Genomic DNA, 19,979 nt, shown 5'->3' with positions numbered 1-19,979 from the left:
GGCGGGCCCGTCGGTGTCCGGCACGGCCACGGGCCCGGCCCCGTCGCCGCCGTCGAGCCCCGCGTACCGGGCGCCGCGGGGGCGGCGCCGGATGCCGAGGCGGGAGCGGGTGGGCTGCTCGGGCACGCGCGCGGGCACCCCGGCGGACGCGGGGGCCGCCCCCGGGGCCGGGGACCGTCCGGGCTCCTCGGCGGCGTCCTGCCAGAGGGAGGGCCGGGGTTCGGGGACCTGCGGATGACTGTGGGCGGGCTCGTCACCGAAGGGGGCGTAGGCCGCCACGTCGCCGGGGGCGGGGCCGTCGGGGTTGTCGGCTTGCTGCGTGCTTGGGGTGCCGGTGTCGGTACCGGTGCCGTAGGCGTCGGGGGTGTTGGGGGCGTCGGGGTCCGGCCGGGCGGCGTCTGGGGCGCTGGGGGCCGGTTGCGCGCCGCCTGGGCCGCTGGGGGCCGGTTGCGCGCCGCCTGGGCCGTACGGCTCCGGCCGGGTGTCGTCGAGGTCGTAGGGCTCCGGCCGGGCACCACCGGTGCCGTACGAGCCCGGCCCGGCAGCGTCGCCGCCGTATGCCTCCGGCCGCGCACCCTCACCGCTGTACCCGTCCGACCGTGCCCCGTCAGCCCCGTACGCGCCCTCACCGCCGTACCCGTCCGACCGTGCCCCGTCAGCCCCGTACGCGCCCTCGCCGCCGTACCCCTCCGGCCGTGCCCCGTCAGCCCCGTACGCGCCCTCACCGCCGTACCCCTCCGGCCCTGCCCCATCAGGCCCGTCAGGCCTGTACGAGTCCCCGCCCCGGGCGAACGCGTCCACGTCGGGACCGGTCGCGGCCGCGTCAACGCCGCGGATGTCCGGGGGCGTGCCGAACGTGTCCGGGTCCGGGTCCCGGCCCGTGCCGAACATGTCCCCGTCCGCGTCGGCGCCGAAGACGCCCGCGTCCGTACCTCCGCCACCGTAGGCGCCCGCGTCCCCGCCCCCGTCCCCGTCATTGGCACCGTCGAGGTCGGGGTCGGGGGCGTACGTCCGCCCGTACGCCCCCGCGTACGCGCTGTCGTGCGCGCCCGTGTGCGCGCCCGCGCGGAAGCCGTCCGGCGAGGTCCCGTCCGTGAGGAGCCCGGCCGACGGCGTCCCGTCCGCGGGGGTCTCCCCCGCCGCGGCGGGCAGCTCCGGGGCGGCCGCGGGGGCGCCGCCGAAGTCCACCCACCGCGGTGCCCGCGCCCGGTCCAGGCGCTCCATGCGCTCGCGCAGTTCGCCGCAGCGTGCCGCCGCCCGCTCGTGGTCGTCCCGTACCCACGCCATGTCCAGGCGGATGCGGTCCACTTCCTCGGGCGTCGCCGCCACCGCGAGGGAACGAGCCAGCTCCTGTTCCCGCTCCTGGGCGAAGCGCTGCTCCTGGAGCATCATGTCGAGCCGGTCACTGAGGAGCTCCCGGCCCCCGGGGCGGTCGTCGTGCGCGGCCACGGACGCGGCGTGCAGCGCTCGCGCCCGGCCGGTCTCCGCCTCGGCGACGCCCACGCCCGCGTCGGCCGCGAGGTCGTGGAGCAGCGCCTGCACGACGTCCCACGGCGGCACCTCGGCGCCGTCCAGGCAGGCCCGCATGCCGTCGGGGTCGCGGGACCAGAACACGCCGCACCACCCCGCGCTCTGGTCGAGGCGCGCCAGGAGCTCGTTCAAGTACTGTGCGAACTCCCGGACCTGTGCCGGGAGTTGTCCCACTGCCATCGTCGGGCACCGCCCCCTGGGAGACTGGAGTCTGCCGGTCCGGAAGATAACACCAGTTGTGTCACGGGACGGCCGTACACGGTGCTCCCCGGCCCTGGTTCATTACCTGGACGTGCGGCGGTAGGCGTGGCTAGTCTGCGCACATGTCCAGTCCCGAGGCCAGCAGACGCTAGCCGCCGGCGCGTTCCGGTGGCCCCCTTCCGACTCGTTCGATCCGGCCGACGCCGCGTCGCAGCCCCACGGGGCTCCGCGGACGCGCCGGCCCGGGACCACCTTCGCGCCGCAGCCACGGACCTTCCCCCTTCCCGCCCCCTCCGCCGTGCCGTGGACCGCGCTGTGCCGTGAGCCGCGCCGCGCCGCGTCATGCCCCGCACCGCGCCGTGCCCGGGCACCACCGCGCAGCCCGGTCCCGGGCACCACCGCGCGGCCCGCGTGCGCGCCGCCCAGCGGTACCGCACGCGCCCACGCCGTGGCGGACATGGCCCTGGAGTCCCGCTGTGCCTCTCGTTCTCCATCTGCTCGGTCTCGCCGTGTTCGCGCAGGGCACGTCCGAGTTCATGCTGTCCGGCCTGGTGACGGACATCGCCGCCGACCTGGACGTGTCGGTCCCCGCCGCCGCGTCACTGACCTCGGCGTTCGCCGTGGGAATGATCGTCGGTGCGCCGCCGGCGGCGGCGCTGAGCCTGTGCTTCTCCCGCCGCCGGGCGCTGCTCGCGTTCCTGGTGACGTTCCTGCTCGTGCACGTGGTGGGCGCCCTCACCACCAGCTATGGCGTGCTGCTCGCCACCCGCGTGGTGGGCGCGCTCGCCAACGCCGGCTTCCTCGCGGTGGCCCTCGCGACCGCGACGAGCCTGGTCGCGCCGGACGCCAAGGGCCGGGCCACCTCGGTCCTGCTCGGCGGCACCACCCTCGCCTGCGTCGTGGGCGTGCCGGGCGGCGCGCTGCTCGGCCAGCTCTGGGGATGGCGCGCCGCGTTCTGGGCGGTGGCGCTGGTGTCGCTGCCCGCCGTCGTCGCGGTCGCGCGGTCCGTCCCGGCGGACACCGCCGGGCGCGCGCCCGGCGCCGCGCGCGCGGAGCTGGGCGCCCTGCGCTCCCCGCGCCTGCTGGTGACGCTGCTGCTCGGCGCCCTGGTCAACGGCGCCACCTTCTGCGCCTTCACCTACCTCGAACCCCTCGCCACCCATGTCACCGGGCTCGGTCGGGCCTGGCTGCCGGGGCTGCTCGCGCTGTTCGGACTCGGCTCGTTCGCCGGGGTCACGCTCGGCGGGCGCGTCGCCGACCGCCGCCCGGGGCCGCTGCTCGTGACCGGGGCCCTGGCGCTGCTCGCGGGCTGGGCGGGCTTCGCGCTGACCGCCCAACACCCGGCGGCGACCGTCGCGTCCGCCTTCGTCCTGGGCGCGCTGTCGTTCGCGGTCGGCTCCACGCTGATCGCCCGCGCGCTGTACGCGGCCACAGGGGCGCCCACCCTGGGCGGCGCCTTCGCCACGGCGGCGTTCAACGCGGGCGCGGCCCTGGGCCCGTGGGCCGGGGGCCGGGCGATCGACGCGGGGCTCGGCTACCGGTCGCCGCTGTGGGTCAGCGCCCTGCTGGTGGCGCTCGCCCTGCTGACGGCGGGCGCGGCCGCGCTCCGGCCGGGCCGCCGCCGGCGCGGGCCGGGGGTCACACAGGCACCAGCGCGCACATCCGTGCCACCTCGTCCATAGACAGCTCAAGGGTCACCGCGAGCGCCGCGACCGTGAAGAAGGCGGGCGTCGGCGCCCGGCCCGTCTCGATCTTGCGGAGGGTCTCCGCCGAGATCCCGGCGCTCGCGGCGACCTCCACCATGCTCCGCTCGCCGCGCGCCTCCCGCAGGAGCCGGCCGAGCCGCTCACCGCGCTCGCGCTCTTCAGGGGTCAGTGGGGTGCGCACCATGAGGCCATCGTACCCGGGCCCCATTCAAATACCGGTATAGTAATTGGCATGGTTGAGCTCAAGACGGATTCATCGATCGACGCGATGCGGGAGGCGGGGCGCGTGGTCGCGCGCGCCCTGGCCGCGGTGCGGGAGGCCGCGGCCGTGGGCGTGCGCCTGCGCGACCTGGACGACGTGGCGCACCAGGTCCTCAAGGAGGCGGGCGCGACCTCGCCGTTCCTGCACTACCACCCGGAGTTCGCCCCGGTCCCCTTCCCGGCCACCCTGTGCGCGTCGGTGAACGACGCGATCGTGCACGGCATCCCGGGCGACTACCGCCTGCGCGACGGCGATCTGCTCTCCGCCGACTTCGGCGCGGTCCTGGACGGCTGGGCGGGCGACTCCGCGATCAGCTTCACCGTCGGCACCCCGCGCCCCGAGGACGTACGCCTCATCGAGACCGCCGAGCGCGCGCTGGAGGCGGGCATCGCGGCGGCCGTGGTGGGCAACCGCATCGGGGACATCGCGCACGCCATCGGCACGGTCTGCCGGGACGCGGGGTACGGCATCCCCGACGGCTTCGGCGGCCACGGCATCGGCCGCAAGATGCACGAGGACCCCTCGGTGCCGAACGAGGGCCGTCCGGGCCGCGGCATGCCGCTGCGGCACGGCATGGTGCTGGCCATCGAGCCGATGCTGATCGCCGGGGGCACGGACGGGTTCCACGCGGCGCCGGACGGCTGGACGCTGTGCACGGACGACGGCAGCCGCGCGGCCCACGCGGAGCACACGGTCGCGATCACGGACGCGGGACCGCGCGTCCTGACCAAGCTCTGACCGGCAGGGCGGGGCCGGGGCCCCAGGGGCGGCCCGTGCCGCAGCGGTGAGCCGCAGGGGCCCGTGCCGCCGCGGTGCCCCGCAGGACGTGGCCCGTGCCGCCATGGCGCGAGCGGCACGGGCCGGGAGACGGGCGGGACCGTCAGGAGGTCGACCGTCAGGAGGTCGACCGCCAGGAGGTCGACCGCCAGGAGGTCGACCTCCAGGGAGTTGACCGTCAGGGGGTCGACTGTCAGGGGGTCCCGTTCTGGACGGCGTACGGGACTACAGCGCGGGGCGCACCACCATCGCCGACCCGCCGCCGCGGCGCTCCTTCTCCGCCGCCGCGCGCCACTTCCCGTCCGGGAGCCGCTGCACGCCGGTGGCGGCCCCGATCTCCGGGTTCTGCTTGAAGGAGTGGCCGAGCGCCTCCAGGTGGCGGCGCAGCGGGCTGTCCCACAGCCCCGGCTCCAGCTCGGTCTGCGCGGCGTTGCGCTGGCTCGCGCGCGGCGCCGCGATGGCGTCGACCAGCGGCAGATCGCGGTCGAGGAAGCCGGTCAGGGTCTGCAGCACGGTCGTGATGATGGTCGCGCCGCCGGGCGAGCCGAGCGCGACGACCGGCTTGCGCTCTTCGTCGAGGACGATCGTCGGCGAGATCGACGAGCGCGGCCGCTTGCCGGGCCCCGGCAGGTTCGGGTCGGGCACACCGGGCCGGGCGGGCGCGAAGGAGAAGTCCGTCAGCTCGTTGTTGAGCAGGAAGCCGCGCCCGGGCACGGTGATCCCGCTGCCACCGGTGGACTCGATGGTGAGGGTGTACGCGACGACGTTGCCCCACTTGTCGGCCGCCGTCAGGTGCGTGGTGTTCTCGCCCTCGTACGTCGTCGGGGCCGCCTTGCCGCCCTTCCCGCAGGGGACGGGGTCGCGCGGGTCACCGGGCGCGACGGGGCTCTTGAGCACCGCGTCGTCCTTGATGAGGCAGGCCCGGGAGTCGGCGAACCGCTGCGAGAGGAGCTGCTTGGTGGGCACGTCCGCGAAGGCGGGGTCGCCGACCCAGCGCCCCCGGTCGGCGAACGCGACGCGGCTCGCCTCGATGAAGCGGTGCAGATAGCGCGCCTGGCTCACGCGCGACAGGTCACCGCGCTCCAGGATGTTGAGGGCCTCGCCGACGGTCGTACCGCCGGAGGAGGACGGCGCCATCGAGTAGACCCCGAGCCCCCGGTACGTCGTCCGCGTGGGCGCCTGCTCCTTGACGGCGTAGGCGCGCAGGTCCTTCATCGACAGGTCGCCGGGGCGCGCGGTGCGGTCCGATTCCGGGTCGACCGGCGGCTTGTTGACGGTGCGTACGAAGTCCCTGCCGATGTCCCCGCGGTACAGCGCGTCGACGCCCTTGCGCCGCAGCTCGGCGTAGGTGCGGGCCAGGTCGGGGTTCTTGAACGTGGAGCCGACCACCGGCAGCTCACCACCGGGCAGGAACAGCTTCGCCGTGTCCGGGAAGTCCCGGAACCGCTCCTCGTTCGCCTCGGTCTGCGCGCGGAAGGTCCTGTCCACCGTGAAGCCGTCGCGGGCGAGCCGCTCGGCGGGCTTCAGGAGCGCCCCGAGCCCCTTGCTGCCCCACCGGTCGACCGCGGCCCGCCAGGTGGCGGGCGTGCCGGGCGTCCCGACGCCGAGGCCGCTCGTCTGGGCCTGGGAGAACGGCAGCGGCTTGCCGTTCTCCAGGAACAGGCCGGCGTCGGCGGTGCGCGGCGCCGTCTCGCGCCCGTCGAGCGTGTGCACGGTGCGGGACTTCGCGTCGTAGTAGACGAAGTACCCGCCGCCGCCGACGCCCGCCGAGTACGGCTCGGTGACGCCGAGCGCGGCAGCCGTGGCGACGGCCGCGTCCACGGCGTTGCCGCCCTTGCGCAGCACCTCGATGCCCGCGGCGGACGCGTCCGCGTCGACGCTCGCGACCGCTCCCCCGTAGCCGACTGCCTCCGGCACCTTGGGCGGGGTCCGCCCGGACACCGTGGCCGCGGTGTGGGCGTCCGCTCTCGGTCCCGCCTGGGCCCGCGTGACCGATGCGGCCGCCGTGCCCGGTTCCGCTGTGCGCGAAGGCGAAGGGGGCGCGGCCGCTCCGACCGTCACCAATACCCCGCCGACCGCCAATAGCGTCAGATTGCGTACCACGTCATGCCGCATGAGCACCTCCAGTCAACGACCGTCCGCGCAGCGTAACTTCAGGCCACCGGACCCGCCACGGCACCGGCCGGGGCGACCGCGTACGGCCGCTAGCATGCCCGCCCATGACGGAAGACGTACGCCTTCTCGCCCTCGGCCTCGGCGCGGCCGCCGTCGGCGCCGCCCTGGCCCTGTACGTCCGCGCGTACCTGGCGCGGCACCGGCTCGGACGCAGGCGGGCGTTCCTCGGGCTGCCCGAGCACGCCGAGTCGCTGCTGGTGGTCAACCGCGAGGCGGTGGGGCCGGAGCTGAGCGTGACCCGGCACGACGTACTCGCGCTCCTTGAGCTCGCCGCCCTGGTCAAGGGATGCGGCGCGCACCCCCAGGTGGTCGCGCACGACGCGGACCGGCAGAACTTCGGCGAGCGCACCGAGTTCTGCGTCGGCAACCCGGCCCTGCACCGGCGCATGGCCGCGCACATGCACGCGATGCTGCCCGGTGTGCGCGTCAACGCCGACCCCGAGCCCGGCCCCGACCGCGGCGCCTTCCAGGTCGGCACCGAGCGCTACCGCATGGACCCCGGCGTCGCCGAGTACGCCCTCCTCGCGCGGCTCACCGCCGGGCAGGAGGCGCGGCCCGTGTTCCTCTTCTGCGGCCAGCGCGCGCTCGCCAACCAGGCCGCGACCCGCTACCTGGCCCGCCACCACCAGCGCCTCGCCCGCAAGCACGGCGGCGGATCCTTCGTCCTGCTCCTGAAGGTAGTGAACTCGCAGGCCTACGGCCCGGACGTGGTGGAGCTGGTCGCGGATGTGACCCGGGCCGCGCAGGAGCCGATACCGGCGCCGTCCGGGCGTGCCTCCCATCGCGCCAAGTGAGCGCGCGCCCACGGAACGTCCGTTACGTACGGCGCCACTGTGACGTAGTCGGCGATTTCCGGCCATCGGGCAACCGAAGCGGACCTTCCGCCCTCTCTCCCCGGGCAGGCAGTGAACATCCGCACGGAGGTAGTTTTCCTTGAGGTCCCGCAGGTCCCAGAGCCCCAGCCGCCGCCCCCTACGCACCCGGCACGCGGCCGTGGCGGGCACCGCGGCCCTGGCGGCCGCCCTGACCGCCTGCTCCGGCGGCGGCTCCGGTGACGGCGCGGCCAAGGCCGAGAAGCCGAAGATCGCCGTGAACCTCACCGGGCAGCAGGCGAAGGCGGGCGTCCCGGTCACCGTGAAGCTCACGTCCGCGGACGGCAAGCTGAAGGACGTCACGGTCGCCGACGCCGAGGGCACCCGGCTCGCCGGGAAGATCTCGGCCGACGGCCGCGGCTGGACCTCGGCACGCAAGGCCGCGCCCGGCACCAGCTACACCGTGCGCGCCACGACGGCCGAGGGCGGCGAGGCCGGGAAGGCGTTCGCGACGGCGGCGCCCGAGAAGGTCAACAAGGTCACCATCACCCCGGGCCGCAACGTCAAGACCGTCGGCGTCGCCCAGCCCCTGTCGATCGTCTTCGACCACCCCGTCGCGAACAAGGCGGAGGTCGAGAAGAACCTCAAGGTCAAGACGTCGAACGACACCGTCGGATCCTGGGGCTGGATCAAGAACTACGACGGCAAGGACCGCGTGGACTGGCGCCCCAAGGAGTACTGGAAGTCCGGCACGAAGGTCGAGCTGGACGCTCAGCTCAACGGTGTCGACTCCGGATCCGGCGGCGGCTGGTTCGTACGCGACTACGACACGGCGATGACCGTCGGCAGGAATCAAGTCGTCAAGGTCAATCTCGACAACAAGACCGCGACGTTGACGCGCGACGGCAAGACCGTCAAGTCCCTGCCGATGTCCGCCGGCACGCCCGGCGGCGAGAAGGCCTCCTGGGGCGGCACGTCGGTCCTGATGTCGAAGGAGGGCACGATCAACATGCGCTCCGAGACCGTCGGCCTGGGCGACAGCTACGACAAGATGGTCGACTACTCGATGCGCCTGACCTGGTCGGGCATGTACGCGCACGCGGCGCCCTGGAACGCGGCCTACTTCGGCAACACCAACCACAGCTCCGGCTGCGTCGGCATGAGCACCGGCAACGCCGCCTGGCTGTACGGCCAGGCCCAGATAGGCGACCCCTTCGAGGTCTCCGGCAACGGCTCCAAGGGCACGCCGGACCCGGGCAACGGCTTCGGCGAGTGGAACCTCTCCTGGGCGGACTGGCAGGCCAAGAGCGCGCTGTGACGGGCCCCTGGGGATGACGGTGGCGGCACCAATCGTTACCGGGGCGTAACTTACCGATGGGTTACCTCCGGTAAGGGATCGCGGTTACCGTTCGGTCACTTTGCACTTCGATCAGTGAGGTGACCCGTGAGAGACCCCCACCCGTCCCTGCGGCCGCTGGCCGCGGGGGCCGTCTCCACCGCCCTGCTCGCCGGTGCCGCGCTCGTCCCCGTCCCCGCGGCGCACGCGGCACCTCCGAGGGCGTCCGCGGCGGCCGCGGTGTCAGCAGCGGCCCCATCGGCCTCGGCAGCATCGGCGGAATCGGCGGCATCGTCAGGGGTGCGCTTCGTCGACATACCCGGCGACGGCGGCACCGTCCTGAAGGCCAACGTCGTCACCCCCGAGGGGGCGCGCCCCGGCGCCCACCCGGTCGTGGTGCTGCCCACGAGCTGGGCCGTGCCGCAGATCGAGTACCTCGCGCAGGCCAGGAAACTGGCCGACGCGGGCTATGTGGTGGTCAGCTACAACTCGCGCGGCTTCTGGCAGTCCGGCGGCGAGATCGAGGTCGGCGGCCCCGAGGACATCGCGGACGCCTCCCGGGTCATCGACTGGACGCTGGCGAACACCCCGGCCGACCCGGACAAGGTCGGCATGGCGGGCGTCAGCTACGGCGCGGGCATCAGCCTGCTGGCCGCCGCACACGACAAGCGCGTCAAGGCGGTCGCCGCGCTCAGCGGCTGGAGCGACCTCGTCGGCTCCATCTACAGCGGCCGGACCCAGCACCTGCAGGCGGCCGCGCTGCTCGGCGGCGCGGGCGAGCTCACCGGCCGCCCGAGCGCCGAACTGCGGCGGGTCCTGAAGGACTTCCTCGCCTCGGACCTCGACCAGGAGGACGAGATGATCGCGTGGGGCGCCAAGCGCTCCCCCGTGACCTACCTGGACCGCATCAACGCCCACGGCACCGCGGTCTTCCTCGCCAACGCCTGGGGCGACACCATCTTCCCGCCCAACGGGTACGCCGCGTTCTACGAGAAGCTCAAGGGCCCCAAGCGCCTGGAGTTCCGCCCCGGCGACCACGCCACGGCCGAGGTGACGGGCCTGTTCGGGCTGCCCAACGACACCTGGTCGCACACCCGGCGGTGGTTCGACCGCCACCTCAAGGGCGAGCGGAACGGCATCGACCAGGAGCAGCCCGTGCAGCTCAAGTCCCGCTCGACGGGCGGCTACGAGGGCTACCCGGACTGGAAGTCGGTGGGCGCCGCCCAGCGCACGATGGAGCTGGCGGGCACCCACACCGTCCGCGCGAACGTGGACTCCGGGGCCAACGGCGGCACCGTGCTGCTGTCCAACGCCCTGGACCAGTTCCTGAAGCTGCCGCCGACGGCGTCGATGCCGCTGCTGCCGCGCCGGTACGCGGCCGTGTGGCAGTCACCGCGCGCCGAGCACCCGCAGCGCGTGCGCGGTACGGCGAAGCTGCACACCACGGTCACCGGCACCAAGGAGAGCGGCACCCTCGTCGCCTACCTCTACGACGTGGGCCCGCTCGGCCTCGGCAAGCTGGTCAGCAGCGCGCCGTACACCTTCCACGGCAAGACCCCCGGTGAGCCGTTCGCCGTCGACCTGGAGCTGTTCTCCACGGCCTACGACGTCCCGGCGGGACACCGGCTCGCCCTGGTGGTCGACACGGTCGACCCGCTCTACGTCGAGCACAACCCGACCGGCGCGCAGCTGACCTTCTCCTCGCCGCGGACCGACCCGTCGTACGTGTCGATCCCCCTGCGCGAGCAGTGATCTCCGGCTGCTGCCGGGCGGGCCTGGCCCTTCCAGCTACTGCGCACCCCGGTGGGGCGGGGGCCCTGGTGGGTACCCTCCCGGCAGCAGCGTCCCTGGTTCGGCCGGGGCGACGTCCACGGCCTCCGTCTTGGGACTGCGCCGCTGGCGCTTGGACACCCAGTAGGCGAACCACGACAGCAGCATGCACATCCCGATGTAGATCGGTGAGATCACCATGACCACGGGGATGAAAGGCAAATCGTAGTCGAGGTTCGACGCGATCAGCTTCCCGGCGTGGAGGAACTCCTCATAGGTGATCAGATAACCGAGCGAGGTGTCCTTCAGGGCCACGACCAGCTGGCTGATGATGGCGGGCAGCATGGCCCGCACGGCCTGTGGCACCAGGACGTACGACATGACCTGAGTCTTTCTCATGCCCAGCGCGTAGGCGGCCTCCCTCTGTCCGCGCTCGACGGAGTTGACGCCGGAGCGGAACACCTCGGCGAGCACGGAGCCGTTGTAGAGCGTGAGCCCGGCGACCAGCGCCGGCAGCGGCTGGACCTTCAGCGCCACGAAGACGAAGAAGATCATCACGAGTACGGGCATGGCCCGGAAGAACTCCACGAACAGCGCGGCCAGCCAGCGGACCGGGCGGTGGTCGGAGAGCCGGCCGGTGGCGAGCAGCGCGCCGAGCGCCAGCGAGAGCACGGCGGCCGCGGCGAACGCCTTGAGCGTGTTGCCGAGCCCGCGCAGCAGCAGCTCCTGGATGCCCTCGTACTGGAACGGCGCCCACTTGGTGTGGGTGAACTGGTCGGTGGTGAACAGCAGGTGGAGGACCCAGGCGAGCAGTCCGAGGAGGACGGCGGTGGACAGGACGCCGTAGAGCCGGTGCCTCCTGCGGGTCCGCGGGCCCGGGATGTCGTAGAGGGCGGTGGCTTCGTCGGCGGGGGCGGTGGCGGTCATCGGGCGACTCCCCAGCGCTTCTCCAGGACGGTGAAGACGGCGCTGATGGTGAGGGTGACGATCAGGTAGCCGAGGGCGATCCAGAGGAAGGTCCAGATGATGTCGTAGCCGAGTTCGCTGAGCGTCTTGTACGTGCCGAGCAGCTCGGTGACGCTGAACGCGCCCGCGATGGCGGAGTTCTTGGCCAGCGCGATGAGGGTGGAGCCGACGGGCGGGATGACCGAGCGGAAGGCCTGCGGGAGCACCACCTGGGACAGGGTCTGCCCGAACGTCATGCCGAGGCTGCGGGCGGCCTCGCCCTGCCCCTTGGGCACGGTGTTGATGCCGGAGCGCAGGGCCTCGCAGATGAAGGCCGAGGTGTAGCAGCCGAGCGCGAGGACGGCGAACACCTTGAAGGGCAGCACGAGGCCGAAGCGCGGCAGGCCGAGCAGCACGGCGAAGAACAGCAGCGTCAGCGGCGTGTTGCGCAGCACCGCCACCCAGGCCGCGCCGAACGCCCGCAGCGACCCGACGGGCGCCACCCGGAAGGAGGCCATGAGGAAGCCGAGCGCGAGCGCCAGGAGCGAGGCGAACACGGTGAGTTCGACGGTGCCGAGGAAGCCCTCGCCGTAGGTGGAGAAGTTGTCCGTCAGTACGTTCACGACGCCTCCTCAGCCCGCCGGGTAGCGGTCGATGGCGGGCGGCTTCGGCGCGGGGACCCCGGACAGGCCGAGCGTCGCGTCGTAGGCCTTCTTCCAGTCGCCGTTCTGCTCGCGCGCGGCGAGCGCGTCGTCGATCGCCAGCCGCAGCGCGGTGTCGCCGCGGGGCACGCCGATGCCGTAGGGCTCCTTCGAGAAGGGCCTGCCGACGACCTTCAGCTCGTCGGGGACCTTCGCCGCGTAGCCGATGAGGATGGCGTCGTCGGTGGTGACCGCGTCGACCTGGTAGGTCAGCAGGTTGTCCACGCACACCGAGTACGTGTCGTACGCGACGAGCGTGGCCTTCGGGTGGTCCTGCTGGATCCGCTGGTACGGGGTGGAGCCCGCGGCGGAGCAGACGCGCTTGCCGTCGAGGTCCTTCGGGCCCTTGATGCCGTCCTCGTCGTGGCGCACCAGCAGGCCCTGGCCGGCCATGTAGTAGGGGCCGGCGAAGCCGACGAGCTTCTTGCGGTTGTCGTTGATGGTGTAGGTGCCGACGTAGTAGTCGATCTGCCCGTTCTGCAGCGCGGTCTCGCGGTTGGCGGAGGCGATGGTCTTGAAGGCGATCCCCTTCGGGTCCAGGCCGAGCGAGGCGGAGACCATCTTGGCGATCTCGATGTCGAACCCCGAGTAGCGGCCGCTGGCCGGGTCCTTCTCGCCGAGGTAGGGCTGGTCCTCCTTGGCGCCGACGACGAAGTGGCCGCGGCTCCTGGCCTTGCGCCAGGTGCCGGACTCCGGCAGCGCGAAGCCCTCGGCGACACGGTAGCGGGGCAGTTCGGAGGGCGCGGGGCCCTTGGTCGGGGGGCTGCCGTCCTTGCCGCAGGCGGCGGTGGCGAGCGCGCCGAGCGCGAGGGCCGTGAGCGCCCCGAACAGACGTGTCGTACGCATGGGCCGTTCCCCCGGTCAGTGCTTGAGGATCTTGGAGAGGAAGTCCTTGGCCCGGTCGCTCTCCGGGCGGGTGAAGAAGTCCTCGGGGGCGCGGTCCTCGATGACGCGGCCGTCGGCCATGAACACGACGCGGTTGGCGGCCGAGCGCGCGAAGCCCATCTCGTGGGTGACGACGACCATGGTCATGCCGTCGCGCGCCAGTTGCCGCATGACGTCCAGGACCTCGTTGATCATCTCCGGGTCGAGCGCGGAGGTCGGCTCGTCGAAGAGCATGACCTTGGGGTCCATGGCGAGGGCGCGGGCGATGGCCACGCGCTGCTGCTGGCCGCCGGAGAGCTGCGCCGGGTACTTGTCGGCCTGCGCGGCGAGCCCGACCCGCTCCAGGAGCGCCCGGGAGCGCTGGTCCGCCTCCTCCCGCCTGCGGCCCCTGACCTTGATCTGGGCCAGGGAGACGTTCTGCAGGACGGACTTGTGCGCGAAGAGGTTGAACGACTGGAACACCATGCCGACTTCGGCGCGCAGCCGGGCGAGGGCCTTGCCCTCGTCGGGCAGCGGCTGCCCGTCGAGGCGGATGCTGCCGGACTGGATGGTCTCGAGCCGGTTGATCGTCCGGCAGAGCGTCGACTTCCCCGACCCCGAGGGGCCGATGACCACGACCACCTCCCCCTTGCCGACGGTGAGGTCGATGTCCCGCAGGACATGCAGCTCGCCGTAGTACTTGTTCACGTCACGCAGCTCGATCAACGGATCGACGGTCATGGCCGGACCTGCCCACTCTCAGCGGTGTCGGTCCGCGCAACCTACTCAGGGCAAAACGACACTTTCGGGACGACACGCACTGATGACCATTAACCGTATTTGCGACGCCGACGGGCTTGTTGTGTGAAGGCGTGGCCAGGACTCGGCCGCGGGCGCCGGCGCTACGTCTCGGACGCCTCGGCGTACGTCTGCGACAGTTCGGGGGTGCCCTGGACGGCCCAGTCGAGGCCCGCCTCGACCACCGGGATCTCGCGGCCGGAGGCGAGCCGGACCACCGGGTCGCCGCCGGGCAGGACGTGCCACGCGGCGCCGGGGACGGTGCGCACGATGACCGTGCCGAGGTAGAGGCCCGCGTCGTTGCCGAGCCAGGGCAGGGTCTCGGGGTCGTCGCGCCAGCGCGGCGTGAGCTGGTCGAGGGCCGCCAACGACGCGGGGCTGTCGTCCAGTTCGAGCCCGGCGCGCGCGGCCTGGGAGCGCAGCAGCTCGCACTCCGAGAACAGCTCGGCCATGTCGTCCGGATCGACCTCGAAGGCCGCGGCGAGCTTCGGGCCGGGCTCGCTCGCGTGCCGCTTGCGCCACTTGTCCAGGAACGGAATGTTCATGATCAGCCTCTCCGTGGGGCGCCGGGCGTTCGGACGGCGGATCCGCGTTCCCAGGAATGTATCTTGCGGCAGTTGATCACGGAATCAGGTGAATCGCTCCACGTGGCTCACGTGTTGCCCGGGGCACGGGCCGCTCGTCCTCAGCGGCGGGTGAAGGCCAGGATGGTGGCCAGGTTCATCGGACGGCGCGTGGACAGGTACAGGTACGGCGCCCGGTGGTGCGGCCCCCGCAGCTCCACGCGCAGCGCGGTCGGCACGTAACTGCGCAGCAGCAGGTGCGCGTAGGCGTTCGCCTTGCGGGTGCGCCACTCGAAGGCCTCGCCCTCGTCGAGGATCTCGGTCGTCCCGAGTTCGTCGATCGGGATGGCCCGGTCCCCGGCCACGAGCGTGCCCGGCGTCACGACGATGCGCGCCGAGCCGTACCGGTGCACCAGCGGGCCGAAGACGGCGACGACAAGGAGCAGTCCGCACCCGGCGGCCACGGGGCCGAACGGCAGCAGCAGTCCGGCGAACAGCCCGCCGCCGAGCACGACGAGGAACCACCACGCGGCCGGAACGCTCAGGCGCTCATCGTAAAGATGCATGAGCCCATCCTGGCAAAGGCCTTCGGGGCGCGGGAGCGGGGGGCCGGGCCTTGCGGACGGGCGCGCGCCCCGGCGGCGGCCGGGCGGATCGCCGGGCGGGCGGCGGGAGTTGGCGGCGCCCGGTGCGCGCGGGCGGGCGGCGGGAATGGCAGCCCCCGGTGCGCGCGGGCGGGCGCCGCCGCGGCCAGGCTCCGGAGCCCCGGGGGCCCGAAGGGCCGGGGCCTCAGAGGTCGAGGTCCACCACGACCGGGGCGTGGTCCGAGGCGCCCTTGCCCTTGCGCTCCTCGCGGTCCACGTAGGCGTCCGTCACGGCCTTGGAGAACGCCTCGTTGCCGTAGACGAGGTCGATGCGCATGCCCTTGTTCTTGGGGAAGCAGAGCTGGCGGTAGTCCCAGTACGTGAAGGGGTGGTCGTACTTGAGGGGGCGCGGGACGACGTCCGTGAGGCCCGTCTCGCGGAGGGCGGCGAGGGCGGCGCGCTCGGCGGGGGTGACGTGGGTGGCGCCGTCGAACTGGGCGAGGTCCCAGACGTCGTCGTCCGTCGGCGCGACGTTGTAGTCCCCGAGGACGGCGAAGGGGCGGGAGCCGCCCGCGTCGCCGGCGACGGCCGCCTTGAGGGCCTCGAACCACTGGAGCTTGTACGCGTAGTGCGCGTGGTCGACCTCGCGGCCGTTCGGCACGTAGACCGACCAGACGCGCGCGGGGCCGCAGGTGGCCGAGACGGCCCGGGGCTCCTGGACGCCCTCGTAGTCGGGCCCGCCGGGCAGGCCGAGGGTGACGTCCTCCAGGCCGACGCGGGAGAGCAGCGCGACGCCGTTCCACCGGCCGTCGGCGTTGACCGCCGACTCGTAGCCCAGCTCGCGCAGGGCCTCGGTGGGGAACTGCTCCGCGCCGCACTTGGTCTCCTGGACGCACAGGACGTCCGTACCGCTCTTCTCCAGCCAGGCGAGGAGCCTCGGGAGTCGGGCGGTGATCGAGTTCACGTTCCAGGTGGCGATGCGCATGACGGACAACCTACCCGCCGGGTCCGACAGTCATCGATCCGTGCAGCTCAGGGCCGGTCACCGTCACAGCTGGGCCGACTCGCCGGGCGCGAGCCGCACGTGCTCGGCGCCTCCGAGGCGGCCGATGTGGCCGTCGTAGATGGGCCGCGCGAGGTCCGTGAGCAGCGCGTCGTGCACGTCGTACGCGCGCCGCGGCGCGACCTCGCGGACGTAGTCGATGACCTCGGCGATCTTGTTCCACGGCGCCATCACGGGCGCCAGGAGGACGTCCACGGGGTGGTCGGGGACGGTGAGGGCGTCGCCGGGGTGGAAGACGGAGCCGTCGACCAGGTAGCCGACGTTCGTGACGCGCGGGAGGTCCGGGTGGATGACGGCGTGCAGCTCGCCGTGGACCTGGACGGAGAACCCGGCCGCCTCGAACGTGTCGCCGTGGCCGACCCGGTGCACCCGGCCCGGGAAGGCCGCCGCGACCTGGTCGGCGACGGCGGCCAGCGTCCAGACCTCCGTGGCCGGGTCCGCCTCCATGGCGGCGCGCAGGCGGCCCTCGTCGAAGTGGTCGGGGTGCTCGTGCGTGATCAGGATCGCGTCGGCGCCGACCGCCGCGTCCGCCTCGCCGAACCCGCCCGGGTCGATGACGAGGGACCGCCCCGCCTTGGCGAGGCGCACGCACGCGTGGGACTGCTTCGTGAGCTTGATACCGCTGGTCGCCATGGCTCCTTCTTCGTCGGTGGGCAGGGCTTCGTCGCAGGCAGGGTAGGGCCTCGTCGAGGGCAGAGCCTCGTGGGTCGGCCCGGCGCCGGCGCGGGGGCTACTCCTGGGGAGTCGTCTCCTCGCGGACGACCGCCTGCGCGACTCGGAAGGCGGTGTTGGCCGCGGGGACGCCGCAGTACACCGCCGCCTGGAGCAGCACCTCCTTGATCTCGGCCGGGGTGAGGCCGTTGCGCAGCGCGGCCCGGACGTGGAAGGCGAGCTCCTCCTGGTGGCCGCCCGCGACGAGGGCGGTGAGCGTGACACAGCTCCGGGTGCGGCGGTCGAGGCCGGGGCGGCTCCAGACCTCGCCCCAGGCGAAGCGGGTGACGAGGTCCTGGAAGTCGCCGGAGAACTCGTCGGCGCCGGCCAGGGCCCGGTCGACGTGCGCGTCGCCGAGCACCTCGCGGCGCACCTTGATGCCGGTCGCGTACGCGTCGGGCCGGGCGGCCGTCGCCTCGGGCTGGGCCACCGCCGTGGACGCGGCGGCCGGGGCGGCGGGCGACGGCGCGAGGACGGGCTTGACGGGCGGTGCCGTGATCGCGTGCTGTCCGGTCGCGCCGAGGTCCGGCGCGGCCTGCCAGGCGCTGGAGAAGTGGCGGACCAGGAGGTCGGTGACCGCGGCGGGCTGTTCCACCGGGGCCAGGTGGGAGGCGCCGGGGACGACGGCGAGGCGGGCGTCGGGGATGCCCGCGACGAGCGTGCGGGCCTCGCCCTGGCCGGTCACCTGGTCCTCGGAGCCGACCAGGACGAGCGTGGGCACCCCTATGCTGCCGAGCTCGGCGCGGATGTCGAAGGCCGCGAGGGCCTCGCAGGCGGCGATGTAGCAGCCGGGGTCGGTGGTGCGGACCATCTGGACGGCCCAGTCGGTGATGGCGGGCTGGGCGGCGGCGAAGCCGGGCGTGAACCAGCGCTCGGGCGAGGTCCGGGCGATGGGGTCGAGGCCGTTGGTGCGGACGATCACCCCGCGCTGGCGCCACTCGTCGGCGGTGCCGAACCGCGGCGAGGTGGCGATGAGCGCGAGCGAGGCGACCCGGTGGGGGTTGCGCAGGGCGAGCTCGGCGCCGACGGCGCCGCCGAGTGAGCAGCCCGCGTAGCCGAAGCGCTGCACGCCGGCGTCGTCGAGCGTGGCGAGCACCCGGGCGGCGAGCTCGCCGACGGAGTGACCGGGGTGCGCGGGGGCGCCGCCGTGTCCCGGCATGTCGAAGCGGAGGACCCGCCAGTGTCTGCTCAGCTCCGGGACCTGCCGGTCCCACATGTGCCAGGTGGTACCCAGTGAGGGACCCAGGACCAGGACCGGAGCGTCCTCCGGCCCGTCGGAGCGGTATTGCAGGGTGTTCATCGGTGTCTCACTCACCCGCCCGAGCCTCTCATCTGTCACGAGAAGTCACATTGCCGGGGTGAACCTAGCGGGTCTCGCCCCTCTCGCGACAGCAGGTCCGAGCGCCGCCGGAACCCTTGAGCATCCAGGTATGCGTTCTCCGGCGTGTACTCATGACCGCCTTGACAGCAGGCCCTCCGAGCGCACCCCGGGTAGAAGACTTGGACGTCGCCCGGATGGTCTCCCCCGGCCCATGGCTACCGGTCCGCAACCGGCAGCCGGACGCTGAATCCGTCTCAATCGTGCCGGTCATACGGCTCGCTGGTGGACCGCATGGTTCAGACACCACGTACACCTCCCCCTGAGCGAGCCTCTCCTTGGCCTGGAGAGCCCTGAACGCCTTGAGGGCGGAGTCTGCGAGTGCAGGTGTCAGCAGGCCGAAGGCGCGGTCAGCTTCCGCCTGGGCGAGTTGCGCACCGCGCGCCCGGCTGTGCTCGCGCAGATGGAGTGCATGTGCAGCGGAGCTGGCGCTCGCCTGTCAACTTCACCCGGGCAACCCCCGCGAAGGGGGTAAGCGGCGCTCGGCGCACGTCACACAGGGTGTGGTCCTGCCACGATGGCGTGATGACCTCGCCTCACGCCTCTCCGGAAGACAGCGCTCATCCCTCGGCGGGTAATCGTCCCGGTCTTGGCTACCCCGTGGGCTGGTTCTGTCTGGGCCTGTCGCGCCAGCTACCTGTCGGTGGGGTGTTGCCGCGCCGTCTCATGGACCAGGACTGTGTCGTGTACCGCACGCAGGATGGTGTCGCACACGCCGCTCATGCCCACTGTCCGCATCTGGGCGCCCACCTGGGCTACGGCGGCAAGGTGGAAGGCGAGGCCCTGCTCTGCCCCTTCCACCGGCTCGGGTTCGGCCCGGACGGCACCTGCACGGTCGCCCCCTCGGGCGTGGTACCGCCCCGCGCTCGCCTTCAGCGGATTCCTCTACGGGAAGTCAACGGCCTGCTCCTGGCATGGCACGGCCCCGCCGACACGCCCCCATGGTTCGAACCGCCCGTGCTGGCCCACTGGCACGCCCCCACGGCATGGTGGTGCCGCAAGACGAGGACCCACGCCCAGGTCGTGATCGAAAACACCTTCGACTATCTGCATCTGCCCCAGCTCCACCGCCTGCCGGTGCAAAGACCACAGCCCTCCGTAGTGGACGGACCCACGATCACCACGCGCCTGCGCATCCACGCTCCCCAGTACCCGTTGCTGCGCCGCTTCGCCAACGCGATGACGGACCAACATCTCACCTTGACCGGGCTGGGTCTGCACACCACCGAAGTCGACGTGCCGCGCAAGGGAGTTTCCCTGCTCCTTTGGACGTTGCCCACCCCCATCGGCCCCAACCGGCTCATTCTGCGGTTGGCCGTCGCGGCAAGACTGACCCGCCACAGCGCGCTACCGACAGCGGTGAGGTCACTCGCACACTCTGCGGCCGAGCGGGCATGGGCGCGGGCCTTCCTGCTCACGAGCATCGCCTTCGCGCGACAGGACATCGGGATCTGGGACCATCAGCGCTACCTGACGCATCCAAAACTGGCTGCCGGCGAAGAGACGATCGGCCAACTGCGGTATTGGGCACGACAGTTCTACCCCGCCGCCGAGTAGTCACTGCACGAGGCAGCGAGGACGGCGCCCTCCGCCTTGCTGAAGAAGTCGGTGAGGGTGACGTCGTCGTCGCCGAGCCGTCGCAGTCGAGGAGTGCCCAGTTGGAGGTGCAGGCCCTGTCCATGACCTGCCTGTCGGGCCTGGCGTGCAGAACCACGTGATCGCCGGCGCGTGTCCGCTGAGCCCTTGAAGGTCTCCTTTGGCACCCGACAGTTCTTTGTCCCCCACTACGTACGCGGGCGCCGG

At 72.9% G+C, this 19,979-nt stretch carries 18 protein-coding genes; 6 read left to right on the top strand and 12 right to left on the bottom strand.

Annotation, left to right across the window (positions count from 1 at the left end):
• The coding region (locus QK440_RS20825) for a hypothetical protein (RefSeq protein ID WP_282794676.1) at positions 1–1,662 on the bottom strand (1,662 nt) is incomplete at its 3' end.
• Between the two features lie 545 nt (positions 1,663–2,207).
• On the opposite strand from QK440_RS20825, the gene QK440_RS20820 reads away from it, so the two are divergent.
• The gene (locus tag QK440_RS20820) at positions 2,208–3,413 is read left to right on the top strand and encodes a Cmx/CmrA family chloramphenicol efflux MFS transporter (RefSeq protein ID WP_282794675.1); all 1,206 of its coding nucleotides are present in this window, start codon (positions 2,208–2,210) and stop codon (positions 3,411–3,413) included.
• On the opposite strand, the gene QK440_RS20815 is transcribed toward QK440_RS20820, so the two are convergent.
• Positions 3,370–3,621: a helix-turn-helix transcriptional regulator gene (locus QK440_RS20815; protein WP_282794674.1), complete on the bottom strand. Its 252-nt coding sequence runs from the start codon at positions 3,619–3,621 to the stop codon at positions 3,370–3,372. The genes QK440_RS20820 and QK440_RS20815 overlap by 44 nt on opposite strands.
• 48 nt (positions 3,622–3,669) lie before the next feature.
• Here QK440_RS20815 and map point away from each other — a divergent pair, with 48 nt between their 5' ends.
• Positions 3,670–4,437: a type I methionyl aminopeptidase gene (map, locus tag QK440_RS20810; protein WP_282794673.1), complete on the top strand. Its 768-nt coding sequence runs from the start codon at positions 3,670–3,672 to the stop codon at positions 4,435–4,437.
• A gap of 264 nt (positions 4,438–4,701) precedes the next feature.
• Here map and ggt read toward each other — a convergent pair whose 3' ends face one another.
• The gene (gene ggt, locus QK440_RS20805) at positions 4,702–6,591 is read right to left on the bottom strand and encodes a gamma-glutamyltransferase (RefSeq protein WP_282794672.1); all 1,890 of its coding nucleotides are present in this window, start codon (positions 6,589–6,591) and stop codon (positions 4,702–4,704) included.
• 104 nt (positions 6,592–6,695) lie between these two features.
• Here ggt and QK440_RS20800 point away from each other — a divergent pair, with 104 nt between their 5' ends.
• The 3 genes from QK440_RS20800 (at position 6,696) to QK440_RS20790 (ending at position 10,551) form a co-directional block, all read left to right on the top strand.
• Entirely contained in the window at positions 6,696–7,445 is a 750-nt protein-coding gene (locus QK440_RS20800) for a hypothetical protein (RefSeq protein WP_282794671.1), read from the top strand.
• Between the two features lie 199 nt (positions 7,446–7,644).
• Positions 7,645–8,781 (top strand): Ig-like domain-containing protein, encoded by a 1,137-nt coding sequence (locus QK440_RS20795; RefSeq protein WP_282794670.1) that lies wholly within the window; start codon positions 7,645–7,647, stop codon positions 8,779–8,781.
• Positions 8,782–8,907: 126 nt separating this feature from the next.
• A complete protein-coding gene (locus QK440_RS20790; protein WP_282794669.1) occupies positions 8,908–10,551 on the top strand; it encodes an alpha/beta fold hydrolase in 1,644 nt (547 codons plus the stop codon).
• A 36-nt stretch (positions 10,552–10,587) separates the two neighbouring features.
• Here the strand turns inward: QK440_RS20790 and QK440_RS20785 are convergent, their stop codons facing one another.
• The 9 genes from QK440_RS20785 to pcaC all read right to left on the bottom strand — a co-directional run bounded on the left by QK440_RS20785 (position 10,588) and on the right by pcaC (position 18,113).
• Complete coding sequence (locus QK440_RS20785) at positions 10,588–11,496, bottom strand: amino acid ABC transporter permease (protein ID WP_282794668.1); 909 nt, start codon at positions 11,494–11,496, stop codon at positions 10,588–10,590.
• Positions 11,493–12,137, bottom strand: a complete 645-nt coding sequence (locus tag QK440_RS20780) for an amino acid ABC transporter permease (RefSeq protein WP_282794667.1) — start codon at positions 12,135–12,137, stop codon at positions 11,493–11,495. The genes QK440_RS20785 and QK440_RS20780 overlap by 4 nt, the downstream gene beginning before the upstream one ends.
• A 9-nt stretch (positions 12,138–12,146) precedes the next feature.
• Positions 12,147–13,061 carry a glutamate ABC transporter substrate-binding protein gene (locus QK440_RS20775; protein WP_282794666.1) on the bottom strand — a complete coding sequence of 305 codons (915 nt, stop codon included), beginning with the start codon at positions 13,059–13,061 and terminating at the stop codon, positions 12,147–12,149.
• 15 nt (positions 13,062–13,076) lie between these two features.
• Positions 13,077–13,820, bottom strand: a complete 744-nt coding sequence (locus tag QK440_RS20770) for an amino acid ABC transporter ATP-binding protein (protein WP_282794665.1) — start codon at positions 13,818–13,820, stop codon at positions 13,077–13,079.
• A gap of 161 nt (positions 13,821–13,981) precedes the next feature.
• Entirely contained in the window at positions 13,982–14,422 is a 441-nt protein-coding gene (locus tag QK440_RS20765; RefSeq protein ID WP_282794664.1) for a DUF6278 family protein, read from the bottom strand.
• Positions 14,423–14,562: 140 nt separating this feature from the next.
• Positions 14,563–15,006 (bottom strand): DUF3093 domain-containing protein, encoded by a 444-nt coding sequence (locus QK440_RS20760; protein ID WP_190135119.1) that lies wholly within the window; start codon positions 15,004–15,006, stop codon positions 14,563–14,565.
• Between the two features lie 223 nt (positions 15,007–15,229).
• Positions 15,230–16,009, bottom strand: coding sequence for an exodeoxyribonuclease III (locus tag QK440_RS20755; protein WP_282794663.1), 780 nt, complete (start codon positions 16,007–16,009; stop codon positions 15,230–15,232).
• Between the two features lie 63 nt (positions 16,010–16,072).
• A complete protein-coding gene (locus QK440_RS20750; RefSeq protein WP_282794677.1) occupies positions 16,073–16,705 on the bottom strand; it encodes an MBL fold metallo-hydrolase in 633 nt (210 codons plus the stop codon).
• A gap of 112 nt (positions 16,706–16,817) precedes the next feature.
• The gene (gene pcaC / locus QK440_RS20745; protein WP_282794662.1) at positions 16,818–18,113 is read right to left on the bottom strand and encodes a 4-carboxymuconolactone decarboxylase; all 1,296 of its coding nucleotides are present in this window, start codon (positions 18,111–18,113) and stop codon (positions 16,818–16,820) included.
• Between the two features lie 588 nt (positions 18,114–18,701).
• On the opposite strand from pcaC, the gene QK440_RS20740 reads away from it, so the two are divergent.
• Positions 18,702–19,733: a Rieske 2Fe-2S domain-containing protein gene (locus QK440_RS20740; protein ID WP_282794661.1), complete on the top strand. Its 1,032-nt coding sequence runs from the start codon at positions 18,702–18,704 to the stop codon at positions 19,731–19,733.
• Positions 19,734–19,979: the final 246 nt, after the last annotated feature.

It is taken from the genome of Streptomyces sp. CC224B (assembly GCF_030010595.1).
Lineage (GTDB): Bacteria > Actinomycetota > Actinomycetes > Streptomycetales > Streptomycetaceae > Streptomyces > Streptomyces longispororuber.
The sequence above is the reverse complement of the archived record's forward strand: the minus strand, read 5'-3'. Positions and strand labels throughout refer to the sequence as shown.